We start from the raw sequence: 24046 nt of genomic DNA on the forward strand, positions 1-24046 counted from the left end.
ATTGACTCATCATACCAGTTTATGATCCTATCCAGAAACGGAAAAGGTGAGGAAACATGACTAAGATTGCCCTCTTCGGCGCAGGCGGAAAAATGGGATACCGCCTTGCCAAAAATCTAAAAGGCTCGCGTTTCGACGTTCGCCATGTCGAGGTAAGCGACGCAGGCAAGGCCCGTTTGAAGAATGATCTCGGTGTCGATTGCGTACCCGTCGATGTCGGGCTCGACGGCGCCGGCGTGGTGATCCTGGCCGTGCCGGACACGGCGATCGGCAAAGTCGCTGCAGGCATCGTCGACAAGCTCACATCAGGCACCATGGTGATCGCGCTGGACGCTGCGGCTCCCTTTGCCGGCCACCTGCCGAAGCGTGATGATCTTACCTACTTCGTCACCCATCCCTGCCATCCGCCGATTTTCAACGACGAGACGGATATGCAGGCGAAAAAGGACCACTTCGGCGGCCTCTTCGCCAAGCAGCATATCGTTTCGGCACTGATGCAGGGGCCGGAAAGCGCCTACGCGCTCGGCGAGGAAATCGCCAAGCTGATCTGGGCCCCGGTCATGCGCTCGCACCGGGTCACGGTCGATCAACTTGCCATGCTCGAACCGGGCTTGTCGGAAACCGTCTGCGCATCGCTGCTCGTCGTCATGCGACAGGCCATGGACGAATGCGTGGCGCGCGGCGTGCCGGAACAGGCTGCCCGCGACTTCCTGCTCGGCCATATGAACGTGCTCGGCGCGGTCATCTTCAAGGAAGTCGACGGCGTGTTCTCGGATGCCTGTAACAAGGCGATCGAGTTCGGCATCCCGGCGCTGATGCGCGACGACTGGAAAAAGGTATTCGAACCGCAGGAGATCGCCGAAAGCATCCGGCGCATCACCTGAACCGGCTTGGGGAGGCACGCCCTCCCCTCAACCGCCCCAGGGAGAAGGGGCTTCATCACAACAGGGAGGAAACAATGAAACTGACGCGCAGACTGACACTTGCAGCTTTTGCCGGCGCATTGGCGCTCGGAACAGCTCTTCCGGCCTTTGCGGCCGATCTCATCGCCATCATCACGCCGGCGCATGACAACCCCTTCTTCAAGGCCGAAGCCGTCGGCGCTGAAGCCAAGGCGAAGGAGCTCGGCTACGAGACGCTCGTCATGACGCATGACGACGACGCCAACAAGCAGTCCGAAATGATCGACACGGCAATCGGGCGCGGCGCCAAGGCGATCATCCTCGACAATGCCGGAGCCGACGCCTCCGTCGCGGCCGTCAAGAAGGCAAAGGATGCAGGCATCCCCTCCTTCCTGATCGACCGTGAAATCAACGCCACCGGCGTTGCCGTCGCCCAGATCGTCTCGAACAACTACCAGGGCGCCCAGCTCGGGGCGCAGGAATTCGTCAAGCTGATGGGTGAGAAGGGCAATTACGTCGAGCTGGTGGGCAAAGAGTCCGACACCAATGCCGGCATCCGCTCGCAAGGCTATCACGACGTCATCGACGACTATCCGGACCTGAAGTCCGTCGCCAAGCAATCGGCCAACTGGAGCCAGACGGAAGCCTATTCGAAGATGGAAACCATCCTCCAGGCAAATCCCGACATCAAGGGCGTCATTTCAGGCAACGACACCATGGCCATGGGCGCGATCGCAGCGCTGCAGGCGGCCGGCCGCAAGGACGTGATCGTCGTCGGCTTCGATGGTTCCAACGACGTGCGCGACTCCATCAAGTCGGGCGGCATCAAGGCAACGGTCCTGCAGCCCGCCTATGCACAGGCTCAGTTGGCGGTGGAACAGGCAGACGCCTACATCAAGAACAAGACGACGCCAAAGGAAGAGAAGCAGCTGATGGATTGCGTTCTCATCAACGCCGACAATGCCGGCAAGCTCGAAACCTTCGCCCTGACGAACTGATCAGCCGCGAATTGCGGAGGGCGCAGCGTTGCGCCCTCCGCAATGCATTTTGCAAGACGTCGAGGTTTAAAGCATGTTGAGAGTGAAGGGCGCCCTGCTCGCTGCCGTCGTGGCGGCCGCCTTGCCCGGTTGCAAGATCATCAAGACGCCGACGGCCGAGGAGAAGGCTGCGGCTGCAGCCAAGACCGCCTTCGACCCGAATGCCAAGGTCGAGGCGATCTGGCAATCCGAGGCAGTGCCCTATTTCGAGAAGCGCGCCGGCGACCTCAAGGACGTCATGCAATTGGCCGCCTCCAGCCCCGACGCCGCAGGCGAGAAATATGGTAATCCCCGCAAGCAGAGCAGCTCGCCATGGACCTATGCGGTGAAGATCACCGGCAAGATTGTCGCGGCCGATACAGCCTCGCGCGCGGCGACGCTCGATGTCGACGCCGATGGCGACGGCAAGGCCGATGCGAAGGTGCAGATCGGGCCGGCGCTACGCGGCACGGCGCTGCGCGACACGCTGGAATTCGTCAATTTCAACGAATTCAAGAACCAGATTGAGTGGGCGCAGTTCGGCAAAGCCTTCAACGAGAAGGCCAATACCACCTTTCTCTCCGCCATCCCGCGTGAGGACCTCGCCGGCAAGACGATGACCGCGATCGGCGCCTTTCCGTTGCCGAAGAGCGGTGAGCTGCCGCTCATAACGCCTTCGGAACTGAGGGTTGGCCCATGACCACAGGAGAGGCACAAAATGACGACATCATCCTGCGCCTCGACGACGTGTCCAAGGTCTATTCGGGCATCGTCGCCGTCAAGCGCGCCAATCTCGAGCTGCGCCGCGGCGCGGTGAACGTCCTTGTCGGCGAAAACGGCGCAGGCAAGTCGACACTGATGAAGATCATCGCCGGTGTCGAGCGTCCGACGCTCGGACGCATCATCCTGGATGGCAAGCCCGTATCCTTCGACAGCCCGGCTGACGCGCAGGCGCACGGCATCGGCATGATCTTTCAGGAGCTCAATCTCTTCGCCAACATGTCGGTCGCAGAAAACATCTTTGCCAGGCGTGAAATCACCCGTGGCATCCTCGGCATCGACCACAAGGCGCAGGTGCAAAAGGCCAATGCGTTTTTGAAGCGTCTCGATGCCGGGATCGAGGCCGATACGATGGTCGAAGATTTGCCGATCGGCCAGCAGCAGCTCGTCGAGATCGCCAAGGCGATGTCGCTGGATGCCCGGATCCTGATCATGGACGAGCCGACGTCGGCTCTTTCGGCAGCCGAGGTCGAGATTCTGTTCAAAGTGATCGCGGAGCTGAAGGCCCAGGGTGTGGCGATCGTCTATATCTCACACCGGCTCGAAGAGCTGATGCGGATCGGCGACTACATCACCGTGCTGCGTGACGGCCAGGTCACCGGGGAGGCTATGGTCCGCGACATCGACACGCGCTGGATCGTGCGCTCCATGATCGGCTCGGATGCCAAGGACTTTGCAAAGTCCGTTGACCACGCCGTCGGGGCTGAGGTCTTTCGCGCCGAAAATATCAGCCTGCCGCGGCCGACGGGTGGGCTTTCGGTCAACGATGTCTCCCTGTCGGTCAAGGCAGGCGAAATCCTCGGCATCTACGGCCTGATGGGCGCCGGGCGCAGCGAATTCTTCGAATGCGTGATCGGCCGTCACACACACTCGACCGGCAAGATCTTCATCGACGGCAAGCATGTTCGCGCCCGCGACACCACGCGGCGCATCCGCCGCGGCCTTGCGCTCATTCCGGAAGACCGGCAGAGGGAAGGTCTGGTCCAGGTGCTCTCGATCGCCTCCAACCTGACGCTGGCGAGCCTTGGCCGCTTCACCCGGCTCTTCCATATCGACAGGGGTGCGGAAAAGAGTGCCATTCGCGATGCGATCCGCGATCTCTCGATCAAGGCGCCGAACCCGGACTTCGAGGTGACCTCGATGTCGGGCGGCAACCAGCAGAAGGTCGTCATCGGTAAGGCATTGATGACCAATCCAAAGGTGCTGCTGATGGACGAGCCGAGCCGCGGCATCGATGTCGGCGCCAAGGCCGATGTCTTCCGCACCATGCGGCGGCTGGCGGCAAACGGGCTCGCCATTCTGTTTTCGACTTCCGACCTCGAGGAGGTCATGGCGCTTTCCGATCGCATAGCGGTCTTGAGCAACGGCCAGCTGGTCGCCGTCTTCGACCGGAACGAAGCCACGGAAGAGGCCATTATCGCGGCTTCGGCCAAGGGACACGGACATCAAGGGAAACTAGCGTCATGATGGCGGCTACATCAACCACTCTTGCGCCGAAGGGCGCCAACGGCTCGGCGCTTCTGACGCTGATGAAGCTCAGGACGTTCATCGCGCTATTCGCTGTGATCATCTTCTTTGCGATCTTCGCCCCGAACTTCACCTCGACGGCGAACATGATCCTGATGTCGAAGCATGTGGCGCTGAACGCCTTCCTGGCGATGGGCATGACCTTCGTCATCATCACCGGCGGCATTGATCTCTCGGTTGGATCGATCGTCGGGCTTTGCGGCATGGTTGCCGGCGGACTGATCCTTTACGGCATCGAATTGCCGATCGGCTACACGATCTTTTTCAACCTCTTCGAGATCGTGCTGATCACCTTGTCGATCGGCCTGCTCATCGGTCTGATCAACGGTCTGCTGATCACCAAGCTCAACGTCGCGCCCTTTATCGCCACACTCGGCACGCTTTATATCGCCCGCGGTCTCGCTTTGCTGTCGTCGGACGGCCAGACCTTTCCGAACCTTGTCGGCCGGCCTGAATATGCAACGACCGGCTTTGATTTCTTCGGCGCGGGGCGCATCCTCGGTCTGCCGGTATCGATCTGGATTCTGATCGTGCTGGCGCTGCTGGCCGCCTATGTCGCCCGCTCGACGCCGATCGGCCGTCACATCTTCGCCGTCGGCGGCAATGAACGGGCTGCGCGCATGTCCGGTATCCGGGTCGATGTCGTGAAGATCTTCGTCTACATGTTCTCCGGACTTTGCGCCGCCATCGTCGGCGTCGTCATCTCCTCCGAGCTGATGGCAGCCCACCCGGCGACCGGCGAAAGCTTCGAACTCAATGCGATCGCCGCAGCCGTGCTCGGCGGCACCTCGATGTCGGGCGGCCGCGGCACGATCGGCGGCACGATTATCGGCGCCTTCGTCATCGGCATCCTCTCCGACGGGTTGGTGATGATGGGCGTCTCCTCCTTCTGGCAGATGGTCATCAAGGGCCTGGTCATCATCATCGCCGTCGTGGTCGACCAGGCGCAGCGCCGCCTGCAGCAGCGCGTCACCCTCATGCAGATGGCAAAGGCAGGTTGATATGACGGAATTGAAAGGGGCTTTGATCGGCTGCGGTTTCTTTGCGATCAACCAGATGCATGCCTGGAACGACGTTCGGGGCGCAGGCATCGTCGCAATCTGCGATCGCGATCCGGAGCGGCTGAAGATCGTCGGCGACCAGTTCGGCATCGACCGTCGATACAGTGACGCCGAGGCGATGTTTGACGATGGCGATTTCGATTTCGTCGATATCGCCACGACAGTGCAGAGCCACCGCGCCCTGGTTGAACTGGCCGCCCGTAACAGGGTGCCGGCAATCTGCCAGAAGCCGTTCGCCAAGACCTTGTCGGACGCGAAGGCGATGGTCGAGGCGTGTCGCAATGCCGGCATACCCCTGATGGTGCACGAGAACTTTCGCTGGCAGACGCCGATCCAGGCGCTGCGCAAGGCGCTGGAGGCCGATGTCATCGGCACGCCCTTCTGGGGCCGCTTCTCCTTCCGTTCGGCCTACGACGTCTTCTCCGGGCAGCCCTATCTGGCGGAAGGTGAGCGCTTCATCATCGAGGACCTCGGCATTCATACGCTCGATATAGCCCGATACATTCTAGGCGATGTCCGCTCACTCACCGCCCGCACCAAGCGGGTCAATCCGAGAATCAAGGGCGAGGATGTCGCGACCATTCTGCTCGATCATGAAAACGGCGCCACGTCGGTCGTCGACGTCAGCTACGCCACCAAACTCTCGAAGGAGCCGTTCCCCGAGACCTTGATCGAGCTCGACGGTTCGGAGGGCACGATCCGCCTGACCCGGGGTTACGGCCTTGAAATCACCAACGCCAAGGGCACCACCACCACTGACGTATCTCCGAAGCTGTTGTCATGGGCCTCGCGGCCCTGGCACAACATCCAGGAGAGCGTCTACGCCATCCAGCAGCATTGGGTCGACCAGTTGGAGCGCGGCGCCGAACATTCGACCTCCGGGGCGGACAATCTGAAGACCTTCGCCCTGGTCGAGGCTGCCTATGACAGCGCTGCCGAAGGACAGACGATCGACGTCGGAGCGATGCTGCGATGACGATCGATGCGTTCCAGCTTTACGGCACCCATCTCGTCGATCCGCCACCGGTTCGCCTGAGAGCCGGAAAATTGGAAGCCGATCTCGCCAACGGCAATCTCCGCACGATCAGCTACGATGGAACCGAGGTGCTGCGGGCGATTTCCTATCTCGTTCGCGACCGGGACTGGGGGACTTACAGCCCCGAGATCGCCGATCTCAGGATCGAGCAGAGTGACGATCGTTTCGAGGTCGCCTATCTCGCCCGCTGCGAGGGACCGGATGATACAAAGCTCATCATCGATGTTCGCATCGTCGGAAGTCCGGACCGGCTCGACTTCGAGGCCGAAGCCATCGCCCCGACCGGCTTCGAGACCAACCGCTGCGGCTTCTGCATTCTGCATCCGATCGTCGGCGTGGCAGGTGCACCGGCGACGGTCGAGCATCTCGACGGGCAAATCGTGGCGACACTGTTTCCCGATGTCATCGAGCCCTGGCAGCCGTTCAAGGATATGCGGGCCATCACCCATGCCGTCATGCCTGACGTTCATGCGGAATGCCGGATGGAGGGGGACACCTTTGAAATGGAAGATCAAAGGAACTGGTCGGACGCTTCCTACAAGACTTATGTCAGGCCGCTCGCTCTTCCCTGGCCGTATGAAATTCCCGCCAATCGGCCCGTTCGGCAGAAAACGTCGCTGGTCATCAGGGACGCACGCGGTTCGACACGGCATCCTCCTGGGATGTCGGGCGGCGCCATAAAACTCGAACTCGGGGCGCGAACCGGCACCATGCCTGATATCGGCGTGATCATTACGCCCGAAGAGGCCGATGCGACGCTGTCGGCAAAGTCCGTGCTGACGGAAATCGCTCCCCAGGAACTGCTCTTCCATTTCGACCCCGGAGCCGGGCACGACGTCGAAGCGCTCAGGCGGTTTGCCGCGATCGCCACAGTCCATCGCGGCCGCTCGACGCTGGAGATCGCCCTTCCGTGCAAATCGTCGCCGTCAAGCGAGGCTGCCGAGATTGCCCGCCAGATGCAGCTGGCGGGTTTCAGGCCGGATGCGATCATGATCTCGCCATCCGTCGACCGGCAATCGACGCCGCCCGGCAGCAAATGGCCGGAATGCCCGCCGCTGGATGAGGTCTATACGGCTGCCCGCGCCGCCTTTCCCGGCATTCGCATCGGCGGCGGCATGCTGAGCTATTTCACCGAACTCAACCGGAAGCGCGTCCCCGATGGACAGCTCGACTTCGTCAGCCACTGCACCAACCCGATCGTGCATGCGGCCGACGACCTCAGTGTCATGCAGACATTGGAAGCGCTGCCCTTCATCACGCGGTCGGTGCGGGCGATCTATGGCGACAAGCCCTACCGGATCGGCCCATCGACGATCCCGATGCGGCAGAACCCCTATGGCAGCCGCACGATGGACAATCCAGTGAGCGCGCGCATCCCCATGGCCAATCGCGACCCCCGCCACAATGGACGTTTCGCGGAGGCCTTCGCGCTCGGCTACGCGATACGGTTGCTGGATGCAGGTCTGGAATGCCTGACGCTCTCGGCCTTGTCAGGGCCATTCGGGTTGATCGCCGGTCCGGCCGAACCGACCGAAAAAGGCGGGCGGCGCCCGCTGTTCAACACCGTGCAGACATTGTCTCGATTGGCTGGCGCATCCTGGCAGGAATGCGTCTCCTCCTCGCCCTCCGAGGTCCTGTCTTTCGTTGCACGGAATGCCGCAGGCGCCAGGCTTCACGTCGTCAATCTGACGGGCGAAGAACGAAAGGTCGATTGCGGCGCATGCCGGGCGGCAGATGCGGGCAAAGAGTTGCTGCTCGCGCCGTTTGCGACCGCAGCCCTCCCGCTGGCGGATTGACCTTCGGCGGTGCAATCGCATTTATGCAGGTGGAGCTCGCACTGGGAGGATCAGCATGAAGACGAAGAAGCTTATCAATGCCGGCGCAGATGCCGTCGATGAGATGCTGCAAGGCGTTCTGGCGGCGCATCCGCGCCACCTGTACGCCGTGGAGAACATGCCCCGCGCAATCATTGCCAGAAACGGGCCCCGCAAGGGCAAGGTCGGCTTGGTCATCGGCGGCGGATCGGGGCACGAACCGACATTTCTGGGGTTTGTCGGCAAGGGGCTGGCGGACGCGGCCGCAATCGGCAACGTGTTCGCGTCGCCGCCGCCCGATCCGATCATCGCCTGCGCCATGGCGGTCGACGGCGGCGCCGGCGTGCTGTTCATGTATGGAAATTATGCCGGCGACGTGATGAACTTCGACATGGCTGCCGAAATGCTTGCTCTCGATGAGATCGAAGCGCGCACCGTGCTCACCACGGATGATGTAGCGTCCGCCCCTGCCGATCAGCGGGACAAGCGACGAGGCGTGGCAGGCAACGTCTTCATCTTCAAGGCTGCCGGCGCAGCCTGCGATCTTCTCTACTCGTTTGACGATGTCGAGCGTGTCGCCCGCCATGCCAATGCGCGAACCTATACGATGGGTGTGGCGCTTTCGCCCTGTTCGCTGCCCCAGACCCTCCGGCCGAACTTCCTGATCGGCGAAGGGGAGATGGAGATCGGAATGGGTATCCATGGGGAGCCTGGCGTGGCGCGCGAGCCGCTGAGAACGGCCGACGAGGTGACCGACGAACTCATGGACAGCATTCTTCGCGAAATGAAAGCAGCCCGGGGCGATCGTGTCGCCGTGCTCGTCAATTCGCTGGGTTCGACCCCGATGATGGAACTCTACATTATCATGCGGCGCGTGAAGTCCCGGCTCGACGATGCCGGGCTCATCCTCCATACGTCGCTCGTTGGGAATTACTGCACCTCGCTCGAAATGGCCGGCGCATCGATCACGGCCATGCATCTCGATGACGAGCTTCAGCGATTGATCGACCACCCCTGTGATTGCGCGATGTTTGCGAGGTAATCGATGACGTTTACGACCGAAGACCTGCAGCGTTTGTTTGCCGCGATTGCCGAGGATATCGCGGTGGAACGAGATCAACTTTGCGAACTGGACGGTGCGATTGGCGATGGAGATCACGGCCTTGCCATGGATGCAGGCTGCCAGGCCGCGGCGAAAGCGGTCGGCGAACTTGACGCCGGGATTGCCCCGACAACCGCATTCAACGTCGCGGCTAAGGCATTCCTGAATGCGGTCGGCGCTTCGTCCGGCCCCTTATATGCCACTGCCTTCATGCGCGCCGGAGCAGCCGCCAAAGACAAGCAGACATTGAGCGATGACGACTTCCTGCGCGTCTTTGCGGCAATGGCACAGGGAATCCAGGAACGCGGAAAAGCCGAACCCGGTGAAAAGACGATGGTTGACGCCTGGAAACCCGCGGCTGACGCGGCACTCGATGCCTGGCAGTCGGGAAAGACCCTCCCCCAATGTTTCGAGGCAGCCGAGCGGGCAGCGCGGGCAGGCTGTGAAGCGACCGGCGACATGACGGCGGCCAAGGGACGGGCTTCGCGATTGGGGGACCGCGTGATCGGGCACATCGATCCCGGTGCGGCCTCGGCCGTCATCATCATCGCCGCAATGGCGAAATTTGCGCAGCGCGACAATGGTTAACTCATCATACCAGTTGACATGTCGATGACTATCTGCAACAAGGGGCCGGCTTTACAAGAGGAGGACGGTAATGCTGACCCTTTCTGCGAAATTGAAGAATGCGAGCATCATTGCGATCGCCGTGGCGTCGCTATCGGCCACGCCGGTTCTTGCTGAAGACATCACGCTCTGGACCCTCAACTTCGACAACAATGCCGCCAATACGGCCCTGAAGAAGGTGGCGACAGACTTCGAAGCTGCAAACCCCGGGACGCATGTCGAGATCGTCCAGCGCGCCGTCGACGAGCACAAGACCGCCCTGCGCGTCGCTGCGGGCTCCGACAAGGGACCTGACATTTATTTCAGCTGGGCGGGCCTCGGCCTCGGCGGCGAGTATGTGAAGGCCGGACTGTCCCTGCCGCTCGACAAGTACTATTCCGAGTATAAGTGGAGCGACGAATTGCTGCCCTCCGCAGCGGCTTTCGCGGACCTCTATCCCGGCGGCAAGCACGGCGTCCCTTTCACCTTCAAGGGTGAGGCCGTCTATTACAACAAGAAGCTGTTCGAACAGGCCGGCATCAAGGAAGAGCCGAAGACCTACGAAGAACTCCTTGCCGCAGCCGATAAGCTGAAGGCCGCTGGCATTCCCGCCTTTACCTTCGGCGGTACGGTCAACTGGCACGTCATGCGTCTCATGGACGTTATCCTTGAAACGAAGTGCGGCGCTGAAAAGCACGACGCGCTGAAGGCGATGACGCTGGACTGGACCAAGGAACCCTGCGCGGCGGACTCATTCGCAGAATTTGCGAAATGGACGAAGGACTATACGCTGCAGCCATTCATGGGCATCGACAATAAACAGTCCTACAGCCTCTTCACCGCAGGCCGCGCGGCGATGATGCTCGAAGGCGACTGGCTGGTCAGCCAGCTTAACGGCTCGGGCGCCAATCTCGACGACTACGGCATTTTCCCCTTCCCGACCAATACCGACCGCCTCTATGGCTTTGCCGAGTACAATTACATCAGCACCAAGAGCAAGAGCCCTGATGTAGCGGCGAAGTTCCTCGACTACTTCCTCTCGACGAAGGTCCAGCAGGATCTGCTCGGCCAGCTGAGTTCGACCTCCGTCAACAAGAACGTGCAGTATGCCAACCAGAAGCCGCTCGAGGCGGAATGGCTGGGGATCTTCCAGAAATACGGCAAGGTCTACATGAACGGCGACCAGGCGTTCCCGCTCGATGTCACGACGGAATATTTCCGGGTCATCAACGATGTTGCTTCCGGCAATACCGAGCCGGCCGATGCCGCCAAGCAGCTGCAGAGCTTTATCGCAAGCCGAACCTGATTCCTCCCGAGGCGCCAGCCGATCGACCTCAGGGTCGCGCGGCTGGCACATTCTTTCGTGAGCTGGCAGCAAATGCACCGCCAGGAGGAAAACATGTCACTTCGACAATCGACACATGATCCGCGCGTACAAGCGCTCATCCTGCTCGTGCCGGCCCTGGCAATCTATGCCGTCTTCGCTCTCTATCCGATGCTCAACGTCGTGATCCTGAGCTTTCAGAAATGGAACGGGCTCGATCCCAATCGACAATTCGTGGGGATTGCGAACTACCAGGCAATTTTCACCAAAGATCCTGTGTTCTGGGTTGCCTTTCGCAACACGGTGATCTGGACCATGATGAGCCTGATCTTTCCGCCGATGGTCGGACTGCTGCTGGCGCTCAGCCTCAACCAGAAGATATTCGGCCGCAATGGCCTCAGGGCCATCTTCTATCTGCCTGTTATCATCGCGCCGATCGCGGTGGCCACCATGTGGAAGTGGATGTACGATCCCTTCTTCGGCCTTTTCAGCCAGCTGCTCACCTCCTGGGGCATGCAGGGCTGGATCAAGGACTGGCTGGGCAACCGGGATATCGCCCTTTATTCGGTTTTCGTCGCCTATCTCTGGCAGACGGTCGGCTTCTCGATGGTCCTGTTTCTCGCGGGCCTGCAGAATGTCTCTCAGACGCTTGTGGAGGCAGCGCGCATCGATGGCGCCGGCCGCTGGAAGGTATTCAAGCACGTGACATTGCCGGCCTTGCGCCCAACAATCACGATCGTTCTCGTTCTTTCCGTCATCTCCTCCCTGAAGGCCTTCGACATCGTCTACGGTCTGACCGGCGGCGGGCCGGCGCAGTCCACCCAGATGCTGGCGCTCTGGGCATTCACGCAGGCGATGCAGATCTTCGATTTCGGACGAGGCGCGGCGATTTCGGTCGTGCTGCTGCTGATCACCATGGCTGTCGTCATTCCCTATCTCAAATGGACCCAGAAGCACGAGGAGGTTGAATCGTGACAGCAGTACCGACCGACCAGACCGCAGTGCATCTGCAGGTCGAACCATCGTCGATGAAGCGGGATCCGATTCTGATCGGCCTCTGGATCACGCTCGTTATCGTGGCGCTGGTCTGGGTCGCGCCATTCGTCTTCATCGTCTTCACCTCCTTGAAAACGCCGGCGGCGGTCACGGGCACGGGCGCCTTCGTGCCGCCAACCGAGCTCGCTTTCGAAAACTACAGCGCCGCATGGAGCCGCGGCAACTTCGCGAACTCCTTCTTCAACAGCGTCATCATAACCGTCATCAAGGTGCCGCTCGGGCTGTTCCTTTCGGCGATGGCCGCCTATGCCCTTGCCAAGATCAAGCTGAAGATCACCAAGGCCCTGCTGCTGCTCGTCGTGTTCGGCACGATGATCCCCTTCCAGGTAATGCTTGCGCCGCTCTTTACCCTGGTGAATTCACTCGGCCTGATCGACACCTACCCCGGCGTCATCCTTCCCTACGTCGCCTTCGGCGTTCCCTATCAGGTTTTCATCCTGCACGGCTTCTTCAAGAGCATTCCCAAGGAGCTGTCGGAAGCAGCGCTGATCGACGGTGCAAACCACTTCATCATCTTCAGACGGATCTTTCTGCCTGTGTGCCTGCCCGTGCTTGCCGCACTGCTCATCCTCGACTTCGTCTCCACCTGGAACGAATTCGCCATGGCGCTGGTGCTGCTCCAGGATCAGCACATGTGGACCTTACCGCTCGGCCTGATGTCGTTTCAAGGGCAGTTCTCCAGCAATTACGGTCAGCTCAACGCGGCCATCGTGATGACCGTCCTGCCGGCAACGATCGTCTATCTCATCTTCCAGCGTTACTTCGTCTCTGGCCTGACCTCCGGCGCCGTCAAAGGCTAGGGCCCACGAAAAGCATTCCACGAGGAGAATATTCTATGTCTGATGCAACTGTCGAAAAATGGGGCGTGTTCGAGGCCTCCTTTGATGGACCCTCCGGCGGAAATCCCTATCTCGACGTGGCATTCGATGCCGTGTTCACCCACAAGAGCCGCGAAGTTCGCGTGCCGGGCTTTTATGATGGCAACGGCACCTACCGCATCCGCTTCATGCCGGATAGCGAGGGCGAATGGTCGTTTCTGACCCGTTCCAAGACTGCCGTACTCGACGGCAAGACCGGCGCACTGATTGCGACCAGGCCTTCGGCCGGCAATCACGGCCCAGTGCGCGTGCGCAACAAGTTCCACTTCGCCTATGCCGACGGCACCCCGTTCCTGTCCTTCGGGACGACGTGCTACGCCTGGACGCACCAGCCGCTCTACATGCAGAAGCAGACCCTCGAAACCCTCAAGAAGGCCCGCTTCAACAAGATGCGGATGGGCGTGTTTCCGAAGGACTATCCCTATAACGTCAACGAGCCGCTGCACGCCTGCTTCGAACGCGGGGCGGACGGAAGGGAAGACTTCGACCGTCCGAACCCCGCCTCGTTCCAGCACTTCGAAAAGCAGGTCGCAGCGCTCTGCGAATTGGGGATCGAAGCGGATATCATCATCTTCCACCCCTATGACCGGTGGGGCTATGCCGACATGTCGGCCGAACAGGATTTTCGCTATGTCGAATATCTGGCCGCTCGTCTCGCCGCCTACCGGAACGTCTGGTGGTCGCTTGCCAACGAATATGATTTCCTCATCGATACGAAGCCGATGGAGCAGTGGGATCGCTACTTCCACATCCTGGAAGAGAACGACCCCTACCGGCACCTGCGCTCCATCCATAATGGCGACGTGACGGCGAATTTCGATCACCGCAAGCCATGGGTCACGCACACCTGTATTCAGAACCCTGACGTCAAGCGGACCCAGGAATGGCGCGATGCCTACGGCAAGCCTGTCGTCAACGACGAGCCGGAATATGAAGGCGACATCCTGCAGTCATGGGGCAATCTCAATGCGCAGGAACTCGTGCATCGCTTCTGGATCACGATGGCGCGCGGCGGCTATGCCGGCCATGGCGAGACCTATTCCCATCCCGAGGACCTGATCTGGTGGGCCAAAGGCGGCGAACTGCGCGGCGAAGCGTGGAAGCGCATCGCCTTTCTCCGCGACCTCCTGGAAGCCGATGTCAAGCACGGCCTCGAACCGCTGGGCATCATCGGCGAATGGCCCTGGTCCCGCGTGTCGGGCGCGCGCGACGGCGACGGCGATTTCCGCCTGATTTATTTCGGCGAGCATCAGCCGGTGATCTGGTCCACGGGCCTGCCGGTCGACGGCGACGATTATGATGTCGATCTCATCGACACCTGGGAGATGACGATCACGCCGGTCGAGAAGGTGGCGGCTCCCGTTCCGCATCCGACGCGCCATGGCTCGGTCGTGCGCGGCGGCAAGCCGGACGCGGCCTTCGGCGTGAAAATTCCGCGCAAGCCGTACCAGGCGCTGCGCGTGCGCAGGAAGCGCTAGAAGATGACAAGGGGTACGAAATGTCTGGCTTGAGCATCAGAAACGTCAAGAAATCTTTCGGCACGGTCGACATCATTCATGGTGTCGACGTCGAGATCGCCGACGGTGAATTTACCATTCTCGTCGGCCCCTCCGGCTGCGGCAAGTCGACATTGCTGCGCATGATTGCCGGGCTCGAGGATATCACCGCCGGTCAAATCAGCATTGACGGCCGGGTCGTAAACAATCTGCAGCCGAAGGATCGCGATATCGCGATGGTCTTCCAGAATTATGCGTTGTACCCGCAGATGACGGTCTCCCAGAACATGGGATTTGCGCTCGAGCTCGCCGGGGCCAAGCGGCCGGAAATCGAACAGAAGGTCGGTGAGGCTGCGGCAATTCTCGGATTGCAGCCGCTTCTCGATCGAAAGCCGGCTCAGCTGTCGGGCGGACAGCGGCAGCGCGTCGCCATGGGCCGCGCCATCGTTCGTGATCCGAAAGTCTTTCTTTTTGACGAGCCGCTCTCCAATCTGGATGCGAAACTGCGGGTGAAGATGAGAGCAGAGATCAAGGCTCTGCACCAGCGCCTGAAGACCACGATCGTTTACGTCACCCACGACCAGATCGAGGCCATGACCATGGCTGACAAGATCGTCGTGCTCCACGGCGGTCGCGTCGAACAGATCGGCAGTCCGCTCGAACTCTACGACCGACCGCGCAATATCTTTGTGGCCGGCTTCCTCGGCTCCCCCGCGATGAACTTTCTCGAGGGAACCATTGACTGTACCGGGACGCCTCTATTGTCGCTGCCGGGCGGTTCCCGTGTTCCCCTCTCACGGGCTCCGGCCAACTCCGCCAACAGACCGCTGACACTGGGAATTCGTCCTGAAGACATCGCCTTGGGTGGCGAAAACGGTGTGGATGCCGTGGTCAAGGTGGTCGAACCCACGGGATCGGAAACCCATGTCGCCGTGGAGCTCGAAGGCAGGGAGCTGACATGGGTCGTTCGCGAACGTGTCGAGCTTGTGCCGGAGCAGCCGGTGAAGCTTTCTTTCGAAACCGCCAAGGTTCACTTCTTCGACCGGCAGACGCAGCAGCGCCTGAACGCCTGAGTAAGGAGCGTCAGTAGGTCCGTCGAACGCGGAACCGGAATTTGACGGCATGGGGAGTTCTTGATCACTCCTCGTCTTCGGAGCGAATTGGTGACTTGAAATCTCTGATCTCGCCGATAGGCTGTCCGTCGAAGACGAGGTAGCCAAGACATGCACATTCGAAGAGCCGTCTCCGCCGACGCGGAGGAGCTGAGCCTTCTCTTGAACGAAATCATCCTTGCCGGTGGAACGACCGCACTCGAAACGCCGCTTTCGGCTGCCGAGTTCGCGGACTGGTTCATCGACGGCGAGTTTCCCCTCACCTGCCATGTTGCAGAGCACGATCAGGTGCTCGTCGGCTTTCAATCGCTCAGCTTATACGGCGACCCGCCGAAAGGCGTCGCCGACATCGCGACCTTTGCCCGCTTGAACCCAAGAACCCCAGGCGTCGGCAGCGCTCTCTTCCCCGCAACCCGAGCCGCAGCGGAAGAGTTCGGGCTCGAATTCATCAATGCCACCATTCGCGCCGACAATGTCAGCGGCCTTGGCTATTACGCAAAGATGGGCTTCGAGACCTATGACCGACTGGTCCAGGTTCCGCTTCAGGACGGGACACCCGTCGACAGGATCAAGAAGCGTTTCAGAGTAGACGCCAGGCACCACACGTTACCCGACGCTTAAAACGTGTTCGACGGCGCTGTGGGAGTGCTTGTCATCCAAGGACCGGTTCAGCCTTGCCCAGCGTCGCCCGCTGTCGGAGGTCGATAGGCCGATAGGCCGATACTGCCTCTTTGCAGGCCGCTCTGGAATATTAACCTTATGAAGTAACAGCGTAGTTTTCCACAACGGAAGAGAAGTGACCTTTAACTTCCGTCATGAGTTCCTACCCATGAAATCAAGCATTTGGGATAGAGATGGATTTGGAGCCGCAAGGACGTAAAAAGGGAACAGATCAAAGCCATGCCCGGAGATTTGCCCATGCCGACTGCGATGTTCACAGCCGACGAACTGGCGGTGATCCGCCGCGCTTACGCCCATCAGGTGGTGGCAACCGCCGCGACGATGAACCCGCGGATCGAAGCTGCCTTTGCCACCGTCCCGCGCGAAAAATTTCTCGGTGCGCCGCCATGGCAGATCGCCAATTTGGGCGGCGGATATCGCTCCCTCCCCTCCTCCGACTTGGTTCTCGCCTATCAGGACGTGCTATTTGCCTTGCAGTCCGACAAAGGTGTCAACAATGGCAGTCCCTCACTGCATGCCCGACTCCTGGCAGAGCTGGACATACAAATCGGCGATCGCATCGCCCATATCGGTGCCGGCACCGGCTATTACAGCGCCATTCTTTCGGAGCTTGTCGGCGCTTCCGGTCATGTCTATGCCGTCGAGATGGATCCCGATCTGGCTGCCCACGCTCAAACAGCACTTGCCGATCGCGCCAATGTCAGCGTCATGAACGCCGACGGCAGTCAATGGCCGCAGGAAGAGGTGGATGCGATCTATGTGAATTTCGCCGTCGCGCGGCCCGCGGAACCCTGGATCGAAAGGCTGCGGCCTGGAGGGCGGCTCGTGCTGCCACTCGGCGTACCGCGCCAGGACCGACCGCCGAAAGGCGGCCGTCATGCATCCCATGGTGCTGCACTTCGGATTGAGCGCGGCGAGAGTGGATTTGCGGCGCGTTGGATCGGCACAGCCTATTTCGTCTGCGCCAATGGTGGATTGTCAATCGACGATAACGAGATCGAGGCGCTGACAGCCGCGTTCAGGCGCGGCGGCATCGAGTTCGTCAAAAGCCTGCTCTGGAAGACGGAGCCGCGGATAGGACGTTGCTGGTATATCGCCGACCAATGGGCGCTTTGCTACGACGACGTCTGAGCCATCCGCGCCGGTTCCGCGAAAGCCGACCGCCTGACCTGAGCGAGCAATATTACACACCGTGGCACCGAAGAGCTTGAGCGTCCTCGACACCATCTTCCTTTCGACCGGCGCGATCAGCTCGCCGCACTTCCGACCGACGATGATGTCGCCACGCTCAAACATCCGGGAGCAGGCATGGGCGATAACAAGCTCAGGGGCGCCGACATCAGATCTAGCCATCTCAAAGCTTAGTGCAGACTCCCCACCGGCGCCCCTCCCCTGTCCGATACCGAAAAGCCTGCTGTTGAAATTTTCTGCCCATCATCATTGATGTCGGACCAAGCCTGCCAAGGATCCGAGCGCGGCCATGCCGACTGAGATGAGGCAGGATTACGCACCACCGGCTTATCGAAATCAGTGATCCGCATGAGCCGGACAGGCCGCGCCGTCGGGTGACCTGCTGGCCGATCCGAACTTGCCGGCGCGATCCCCCTCCGGCCTTCGACGCCCCTCCTGGACGGCGGCACTCAGACTGGCGGTGAAGACCTGCAAGCAACGCCCCTCGATCGGCGGCGTTTTCGGCTCGCGGTTCCTCTGAGGCGGCAGCACGGCAGCAGCGACACAGATTGGCGACGCACGCAATTAATCGCCGCCGCCGGCGTGCCAAATTGCCGACACACCTCGCTTGAGGACCAGAGCGATAGGAATGAAGGACAGGGAGACGTTCCCTGCCCGGCGGCGACAGTGGGTCGCCGAGACGACAAAAGCCCGGCGCGGGAGAGATGCGCCGGGCTTCGATAGTGACTGACAGCTTGGGAGGAGAAGCGCTGTCCGTCGGACCGAAGCGGCTAGGAGGGGAAAGCGCTTCGGTCCAGCACGAGGTAATGCCGTAATGCGGCAAATTCAAGCCTGGCGGCTGCCGTGGATGTCGCACGAAGGGTCAGGCACTTACAATCTTCTCTCGCACGTGACCAGGTCTAGGCGCAGGGTTGTCCGCGGACAACTTGACGAACAGTGATCGATCCGCCGCCACAAAAGATTGATGAGGGCAGGGGATCGCACCGCTGATGCGCCAAGAGCCGGACGCGCGAATGGAGATTGCCTCAATGATCGACGACGATCCACTCTGGATCTGCCCAACCCTTCGCCCGAGGCCGTGGCCTTGCTTATCCCCACCTGACTGAAGGCAGAATTGCCCGGGATATCGAGCAGGGCGATCACCAAACTGACCGACCTGCCGCAAAGCACCAACGACGGCGACAACATCCAGCCATCCGCCCCCACATGCGGACGCTGCCGCGGCTTCCAACCATCCGCAGTATCACTCGAGGCTTCGGCCTTTGATCTGCAAAAACTCAAGAAGGAAGACCAATCCGCATAGCTTGGACGTATGAACCGATCGATGCAGCGCAAGCTGACAGGACATTGGATCCACCGCCGTTACGTGCCACTCCCTTTAGTCTCGCCCGGAGATGCCCGCAGGGGCCTCGAAGGAAGGGGCTTATCACTTCCGCCCGATCAACTGAGTTAAACGGACCAACGAAGTCACCTGATCTGAGATTGCCGCCGAAACGCTGCCGCTGGCCATGCAGCCTCCCGCCGAGCGACGGACGACCTCGTTGTCGCCTAGCCTAGGAGACGCGAGAGCGGTGAGGATGACGGCGTCGCGACCACCCCGCCTCCGTTGCCGCGCACCCTTATCGATGAGCGAAGCCGCAGCGCCAGCATCCCCCCAGCTTCTTCGAATGCATTCAGCTCCCCCTTAATTGGGGCCCCGGTTTCGGCATTACTGACCTGTCGACAGACCTGACGAGGCTCTTCGGCCTTTGGAGCCGGCGGCGTCCACGCCCGTTCGGCAAGGGGCACGAAACCGCTGCGCTGCGGCCCCAGGCAGAGCCATCGAGGCGGCAGCAATACCGCAAGTCCATAGCATCCATCAGCAGGGCGAGATCAGGGATGTCTCCCGGCCACGCGAACCGATTGCTGCAGGGATCGGTTCATGTGCAAACGGCCTGCCGGCTACCATGTTAATCATCCGGTTGTCCGCGGACAACGGCACGATCAGGCAACATTCGGCGCGCAACTGCGGCTCACGGATACGCCTGGGAAGGCCGCAGGGCCAGCTGCCCATCGCCACTGAAGCCAGCTCCTGTGGCGATGGCCGACCGACACAACGCGGCCTCACTGCCACCGCATTCGGCTCCTCCTGCGACCGATCCGAAGGATGACGCGACGGGGGAGGGGCTGCCTTTCGATCCGAGAGCATTGGCAGTTCACAGCCGAGGCTCGCGGGCGCGCCAGCCCATTGCGACGGGTGGCCGCTGATATCGACCGATCGTCCGTCAACGCACGTGACACATCAGCGGCTGTTGCGGATTGCCTGCGGCAGCGAGCCGAGCGCGTGCCGGAACGGTAGCATCGGATCCACTCTATCCTGGGGTAGCCGACCGCGGCGGCAAGGCCGCACCGTCACGTCAGATGGGTGGCGCCGTCATCGATGCACGCTATTCGATGACGTGCTGCTCCTCGCTCTCTGGCGATGTGGAAGGCCTGTTTATCCCGGCCGAAATGCCAGGAGATAATCCCACGCCTTTGGCGGTGCGCCGGAGATGCCCAGCACTGAATGGCCGGAGCAGCGCCTCCAGTGACGGTCGGGGAAGGGCCGCTTAGTCGGTATCTGGAGCAGCGCGCATCCTGTCGCCGCCTCCTTGCTGCGCAGTTGCTTTCGTGTGGCGACCTGGTTGATCGCGACGCATTTTCTGTCGATTGCCGAGACGCCATCAAGCAACCGCCGAGGCCATCGAGATCGCGTCCGCAGACCGGTAGTGTCTCGGTCCTCGACGGCGCTTGGTCATAAGGTACGCCGAGCTAAGGCAATGGACCCACCAGGCACCGGTATTGCCCGTTGATAACGTAAACGGCTATTGCAGGCCATTGTCACCGGCGCTATTGTTTTGTCAGGCTTACTGCACAGCGCGTCGCCTGCAGGCACCCGCATCGGATCGCAGCAGGTGGAATTCAGATCCAAGCCGCGCCTCAGATACGGGCTGCGCAGCAATCTACCGCTTCGCGGCTGCCAAGCCTCCCATCGGTAGACTTGTTGAAAGGACTCCCAGCACTGCAGTAACGAAACTAAAGTCCGGATTTGCTTCCGTAGCAGGATGTGACTGCAGTTATATCAATAGTTTACGGGCGTAGCGGCGGCGCGACTCAATCGTTCCAATCCCTGCTTCCTGACCCGATTGGAGAAGCGGGCGACCTCGGCCCTGCATCAAATGTCCGCGAGAAAGCAACGGCTTGCATCCTTTAGCGGCACCCTGCGTTATCTCCGCACCAGATCGGAGAACATCCTCATGCCAGATGTACTTCACCTCAAGAGATTCCCCATTGCGGCGACAATGATGGCCGCAGCGATTGGCGCATTTGTCTTGATGCAGGCAACTGAGCGCAGGTCGGTCGCCCCGTCTGCGGATACCGGCCGCGCAGGTGACGATCATGGCCGCAGCGCCAGCACGCCCGAGGCTATCCCTTTCAGCGGTCTTCGCGACGTGTTCTGGCGCGTCTTCCACGAAGTCCTCGCCGACCGGGTCACTTTGATTGCCGCGGGCGTGACGTTCTATCTGCTGCTGGCGCTGTTTCCCGCCATGGCGGCTTTGGTGTCACTCTACGGGCTGGTTGCAGATCCGGCCACCATATCTGAACATCTTCGCGAATTGGCCGGCCTCATGCCATCAGGAGCGTTCGATCTTCTTGCCGACCAGATCAAGGAGCTCGTCGAGCGACGCGACGCGACGCTCGGCATCACCTTCTTCGTCGGCCTCGGCATCGCCCTCTGGAGCACGCATAGCGGCACGCTGGCGATCTTCGACGCGATGAACGTCGCCTATGAGGAAGACGAGAAGCGGGGGCTCGTCCGGTTGAACCTGATCGGCCTCTGCTTCACCTTGTGCGCGATGCTTTTCACGGTTGTCATGGTGGCGCTCGTCGGGGTCATGCCGGTTGTTCTCTCTTACCTCTGGCTCGATCAGTTCAAGGAGCACATGGCCCTTCTCATGCGATGGCCGCTGCTTCTGCTGATCGTCGCAGTGGCCGTTACATCGGTCTACCGCTTCGGCCCCAGCCGCGAGCCTGCCAAGCTCCGGTGGATGACGTGGGGGGCGGTTCTGACCACGATCGCCTGGGTCGCCATGTCCCTCGGCTTCTCTTTCTATCTGGATCATTTCGCCAATTACAACGCGACATACGGCACGCTCGGCGCGCTGATCGGCTTTCTCGTCTGGATCTGGCTTTCCGTCGTCATTCTCATCGTCGGAGGAGAACTCAACGCCGAACTGGAGCATCAGACCGCGAGGGACACGACGACGGGAACGCCGCTGCCGATGGGATCGCGCGGGGCCTATGTCGCGGACACTCTGGGCAAGACTATGAGCTGACCGCGATGATTGCTCCTCTCATATGGTTTTGATGTATTCTGCCACTTCTGCAGTCCCGACACAGGAGACGATGATGACCGCCCCGCATCCTTCCAAAACTCATATCGGCAATCATGCGCTGCATCCCGAGACGCAGATGCTGAACTACGGCTACGATCCCGAACTTTCGGAAGGGGCGGTCAAGCCACCGGTGTTTCTCACCTCCACCTTCGTTTTCAATACAGCCGAGGATGGCCGCGACTTCTTTGATTACGTGTCGGGCCGCCGCGAGCCGCCCGAAGGCAAGGGGGCGGGCCTCGTCTACTCGCGCTTCAACCATCCGAACAGCGAGATCGTCGAAGACAGGCTCGCCGTCTACGAACGGACGGAAAGCGGCGTGCTGTTTTCATCCGGCATGGCGGCGATCGCCACCACTCTGTTCGCCTTCGTCCGGCCGGGCGATGCGATCCTGCATTCGCAGCCGCTCTACGGGGGAACCGAAACGTTGCTGGCAAAGACTTTTCTGAACTTCGGCGTCGCCGCTATTGGGTTTGCCGACGGCGTCAGCGAGGGATCGGTGCAAAAGGCGGCAGAAGAGGCGATGGCCAAGGGTCGCGTCTCTGTCATCCTGATCGAGACGCCTGCCAATCCGACCAACAGCCTGGTCGATGTCGCGATGATCCGACGCGTGGCCGACATGATCGGTACAAGACAGGGCCATATGCCGATCATCGTCTGCGACAACACCCTGCTCGGACCGGTCTTCCAGCGGCCGATCGAGCACGGCGCCGATATCTCGCTCTATTCGCTGACGAAGTATGTCGGCGGCCATTCGGATCTGATCGCCGGCGCAGTTCTCGGCCGCAAGGCGGTGATCAAGCAGATCAAGGCCCTGCGCGGCGCGATCGGCACCCAGCTCGATCCGCATTCCTGCTGGATGCTCGGCCGTTCGCTGGAAACGCTGCAGCTCCGCATGGAACGGGCAAACAGCAACGCGCGTGCCGTCGCCGACTATCTGCGCGATCACCCGAAAGTCGAGAAGGTCCACTATCTGCCCTACCACGATCCGGAATCGCCGGCCGGCCGGACCTTCATCGCGCAATGCACCGGCGCCGGCTCCACCTTTTCTTTCGACATTCGCGGCGGTCAGCCAGCCTCGTTCAAATTCCTGAACGCGCTGCAGATCTTCAAGCTCGCGGTCAGCCTCGGCGGCACGGAATCGCTTGCGAGCCATCCTGCCACCATGACGCATTCCGGCGTGCCCGCCGATGTCCGTCAGCGCATCGGCGTTCTGGAATCGACGATCCGTCTTTCGATCGGCATCGAGCATCCGGACGATCTGATCGCCGACCTGGAGATAGCGCTGCAGGCTGCGTGATCGGGGGGAAACGATGCCCGGCGGCGCCGGGCATCGTGTACCACGTTATTTGTCGTCGATCGTCAGTTCCGTCTCGTCCGTGTCAAGCACGAAGACCGCAAGCAGGCGCGCCGGCTTGGTGTCGCTGGCGTTTGCGCTGACGCTGTGGTGATCGCCGGGAAATTCGGCGAAGCTTTCTCCGGCCTGATACGTTTTCACCGGGCCGTCATTCACCGCGCTGCGGATCGCACCTTCGAGAACGGTCGCGTAGATGAAGGCCGAATCCGGATGGGTATGGCCGGGCGACAGGCCGCCGGGCTCATATTCCACCATCACAGCCTTCATGCTCTTGCCGGGAACATTGGGAAGCTTCTGGTCGAAAACGACGCTTATCTTCGCTTTCCCACCTCCGGCGTGAGCTTGAGTGCCGGCGGCAAGGACAAGCGCGAATGCCGCTGCCGAGATCATTTTCCTGAGCATGTCTGGTCTCCTCAGTTTATAGAATGGGTCGACGGGCGCAGCCTCGCTGTCAGGCGCTCTTTTTCTGCGGCGGCTGTCGGCTGAGCCAATCGTCGAAGCGGATCTGGCCAAGCCGCGCCTTGGCGCCGGTCACGAGCGAATTGTCCTCGAGCTCGACGCCGAAATAGCGGGCGTGCGGATCGGCGACCACCTCGCGCGGATCGTTCGTCGCCTTGAAGAGACGCGTCACGATTTCGGTGAGGCGGACTTTCTCCGGTCCGCCGATCTCGATCGTGCCGTTCACAGGCGTACCG

19 protein-coding genes and 1 pseudogene are annotated in these 24046 nt (G+C 61.0%); 18 read left to right on the forward strand and 2 right to left on the reverse strand.

Features of this window, described 5'->3' with window-relative positions:
• The first annotated feature begins 56 nt into the window (after positions 1-56).
• The 18 genes from FY112_RS06340 to FY112_RS06430 all read left to right on the forward strand — a co-directional run bounded on the left by FY112_RS06340 (position 57) and on the right by FY112_RS06430 (position 23294).
• Positions 57-884, forward strand: a complete 828-nt coding sequence (locus tag FY112_RS06340; RefSeq protein ID WP_151517988.1) for a phosphogluconate dehydrogenase C-terminal domain-containing protein — start codon at positions 57-59, stop codon at positions 882-884.
• Positions 885-958: 74 nt separating this feature from the next.
• On the forward strand, positions 959-1900 hold the full coding sequence (locus FY112_RS06345; RefSeq protein ID WP_027664512.1) for a D-ribose ABC transporter substrate-binding protein: 942 nt from the start codon (positions 959-961) through the stop codon (positions 1898-1900).
• 73 nt (positions 1901-1973) lie between these two features.
• Positions 1974-2618, forward strand: coding sequence for a DUF2291 domain-containing protein (locus FY112_RS06350; protein ID WP_151517989.1), 645 nt, complete (start codon positions 1974-1976; stop codon positions 2616-2618).
• A complete protein-coding gene (locus FY112_RS06355; RefSeq protein WP_151517990.1) occupies positions 2615-4165 on the forward strand; it encodes a sugar ABC transporter ATP-binding protein in 1551 nt (516 codons plus the stop codon). Before FY112_RS06350 ends, FY112_RS06355 begins: the two co-directional genes overlap by 4 nt.
• Positions 4162-5226, forward strand: coding sequence for an ABC transporter permease (locus tag FY112_RS06360; RefSeq protein ID WP_017957302.1), 1065 nt, complete (start codon positions 4162-4164; stop codon positions 5224-5226). Before FY112_RS06355 ends, FY112_RS06360 begins: the two co-directional genes overlap by 4 nt.
• Before the next feature lies 1 nt (position 5227).
• On the forward strand, positions 5228-6262 hold the full coding sequence (locus FY112_RS06365; RefSeq protein WP_151517991.1) for a Gfo/Idh/MocA family oxidoreductase: 1035 nt from the start codon (positions 5228-5230) through the stop codon (positions 6260-6262).
• Positions 6259-8118, forward strand: coding sequence for a hypothetical protein (locus tag FY112_RS06370; RefSeq protein ID WP_151517992.1), 1860 nt, complete (start codon positions 6259-6261; stop codon positions 8116-8118). The genes FY112_RS06365 and FY112_RS06370 overlap by 4 nt, the downstream gene beginning before the upstream one ends.
• Before the next feature lie 55 nt (positions 8119-8173).
• Entirely contained in the window at positions 8174-9178 is a 1005-nt protein-coding gene (locus tag FY112_RS06375) for a dihydroxyacetone kinase subunit DhaK (protein WP_151517993.1), read from the forward strand.
• A gap of 3 nt (positions 9179-9181) precedes the next feature.
• Complete coding sequence (gene dhaL / locus FY112_RS06380; RefSeq protein WP_151517994.1) at positions 9182-9826, forward strand: dihydroxyacetone kinase subunit DhaL; 645 nt, start codon at positions 9182-9184, stop codon at positions 9824-9826.
• A 70-nt stretch (positions 9827-9896) separates the two neighbouring features.
• On the forward strand, positions 9897-11150 hold the full coding sequence (locus FY112_RS06385) for an extracellular solute-binding protein (RefSeq protein WP_131620868.1): 1254 nt from the start codon (positions 9897-9899) through the stop codon (positions 11148-11150).
• Between the two features lie 93 nt (positions 11151-11243).
• Positions 11244-12143, forward strand: a complete 900-nt coding sequence (locus tag FY112_RS06390) for a sugar ABC transporter permease (RefSeq protein WP_151517995.1) — start codon at positions 11244-11246, stop codon at positions 12141-12143.
• Positions 12140-13024 (forward strand): carbohydrate ABC transporter permease, encoded by an 885-nt coding sequence (locus tag FY112_RS06395; RefSeq protein ID WP_181018169.1) that lies wholly within the window; start codon positions 12140-12142, stop codon positions 13022-13024. The genes FY112_RS06390 and FY112_RS06395 overlap by 4 nt, the downstream gene beginning before the upstream one ends.
• A 35-nt stretch (positions 13025-13059) precedes the next feature.
• Entirely contained in the window at positions 13060-14580 is a 1521-nt protein-coding gene (locus FY112_RS06400) for a DUF5060 domain-containing protein (RefSeq protein WP_151517996.1), read from the forward strand.
• A 20-nt stretch (positions 14581-14600) separates the two neighbouring features.
• Positions 14601-15671, forward strand: a complete 1071-nt coding sequence (gene ugpC, locus FY112_RS06405) for a sn-glycerol-3-phosphate ABC transporter ATP-binding protein UgpC (RefSeq protein ID WP_151517997.1) — start codon at positions 14601-14603, stop codon at positions 15669-15671.
• A 150-nt stretch (positions 15672-15821) separates the two neighbouring features.
• Positions 15822-16331 carry a GNAT family N-acetyltransferase gene (locus FY112_RS06410; protein ID WP_151517998.1) on the forward strand — a complete coding sequence of 170 codons (510 nt, stop codon included), beginning with the start codon at positions 15822-15824 and terminating at the stop codon, positions 16329-16331.
• A gap of 297 nt (positions 16332-16628) precedes the next feature.
• Complete coding sequence (locus FY112_RS06415; RefSeq protein WP_246700619.1) at positions 16629-17522, forward strand: rRNA adenine N-6-methyltransferase family protein; 894 nt, start codon at positions 16629-16631, stop codon at positions 17520-17522.
• 3335 nt (positions 17523-20857) lie between these two features.
• Complete coding sequence (locus FY112_RS06425) at positions 20858-21937, forward strand: YihY/virulence factor BrkB family protein (RefSeq protein WP_094088349.1); 1080 nt, start codon at positions 20858-20860, stop codon at positions 21935-21937.
• A gap of 73 nt (positions 21938-22010) precedes the next feature.
• Positions 22011-23294 (forward strand): cystathionine gamma-synthase family protein, encoded by a 1284-nt coding sequence (locus FY112_RS06430; protein ID WP_017957315.1) that lies wholly within the window; start codon positions 22011-22013, stop codon positions 23292-23294.
• A 45-nt stretch (positions 23295-23339) separates the two neighbouring features.
• On the opposite strand, the gene FY112_RS06435 is transcribed toward FY112_RS06430, so the two are convergent.
• Both FY112_RS06435 and FY112_RS06440 read right to left on the reverse strand, forming a co-directional pair.
• On the reverse strand, positions 23340-23753 hold the full coding sequence (locus tag FY112_RS06435) for a cupin domain-containing protein (RefSeq protein ID WP_094088000.1): 414 nt from the start codon (positions 23751-23753) through the stop codon (positions 23340-23342).
• 49 nt (positions 23754-23802) lie between these two features.
• A pseudogene (locus tag FY112_RS06440) lies at positions 23803-24046 on the reverse strand (NmrA family transcriptional regulator); the annotation flags it as partial.

The sequence above is a fragment of the Rhizobium sp. PEPV16 genome (assembly GCF_008919455.1).
GTDB lineage: Bacteria > Pseudomonadota > Alphaproteobacteria > Rhizobiales > Rhizobiaceae > Rhizobium > Rhizobium leguminosarum_Q.

Coding starts and splice junctions, on each gene's coding strand:
- FY112_RS06400 (WP_151517996.1), top strand. CDS start 13,060: ATGTCTGATGCAACTGTCGAAAAATGGGGCGTGTTCGAGGCCTCCTTT.
- FY112_RS06350 (WP_151517989.1), top strand. CDS start 1,974: ATGTTGAGAGTGAAGGGCGCCCTGCTCGCTGCCGTCGTGGCGGCCGCC.
- dhaL (WP_151517994.1), top strand. CDS start 9,182: ATGACGTTTACGACCGAAGACCTGCAGCGTTTGTTTGCCGCGATTGCC.
- FY112_RS06410 (WP_151517998.1), top strand. CDS start 15,822: ATGCACATTCGAAGAGCCGTCTCCGCCGACGCGGAGGAGCTGAGCCTT.
- FY112_RS06360 (WP_017957302.1), top strand. CDS start 4,162: ATGATGGCGGCTACATCAACCACTCTTGCGCCGAAGGGCGCCAACGGC.
- ugpC (WP_151517997.1), top strand. CDS start 14,601: ATGTCTGGCTTGAGCATCAGAAACGTCAAGAAATCTTTCGGCACGGTC.
- FY112_RS06385 (WP_131620868.1), top strand. CDS start 9,897: ATGCTGACCCTTTCTGCGAAATTGAAGAATGCGAGCATCATTGCGATC.
- FY112_RS06375 (WP_151517993.1), top strand. CDS start 8,174: ATGAAGACGAAGAAGCTTATCAATGCCGGCGCAGATGCCGTCGATGAG.
- FY112_RS06365 (WP_151517991.1), top strand. CDS start 5,228: ATGACGGAATTGAAAGGGGCTTTGATCGGCTGCGGTTTCTTTGCGATC.
- FY112_RS06415 (WP_246700619.1), top strand. CDS start 16,629: ATGCCGACTGCGATGTTCACAGCCGACGAACTGGCGGTGATCCGCCGC.
- FY112_RS06345 (WP_027664512.1), top strand. CDS start 959: ATGAAACTGACGCGCAGACTGACACTTGCAGCTTTTGCCGGCGCATTG.
- FY112_RS06340 (WP_151517988.1), top strand. CDS start 57: ATGACTAAGATTGCCCTCTTCGGCGCAGGCGGAAAAATGGGATACCGC.
- FY112_RS06390 (WP_151517995.1), top strand. CDS start 11,244: ATGTCACTTCGACAATCGACACATGATCCGCGCGTACAAGCGCTCATC.
- FY112_RS06435 (WP_094088000.1), bottom strand. CDS start 23,753: ATGCTCAGGAAAATGATCTCGGCAGCGGCATTCGCGCTTGTCCTTGCC.
- FY112_RS06425 (WP_094088349.1), top strand. CDS start 20,858: ATGCCAGATGTACTTCACCTCAAGAGATTCCCCATTGCGGCGACAATG.
- FY112_RS06370 (WP_151517992.1), top strand. CDS start 6,259: ATGACGATCGATGCGTTCCAGCTTTACGGCACCCATCTCGTCGATCCG.
- FY112_RS06355 (WP_151517990.1), top strand. CDS start 2,615: ATGACCACAGGAGAGGCACAAAATGACGACATCATCCTGCGCCTCGAC.
- FY112_RS06430 (WP_017957315.1), top strand. CDS start 22,011: ATGACCGCCCCGCATCCTTCCAAAACTCATATCGGCAATCATGCGCTG.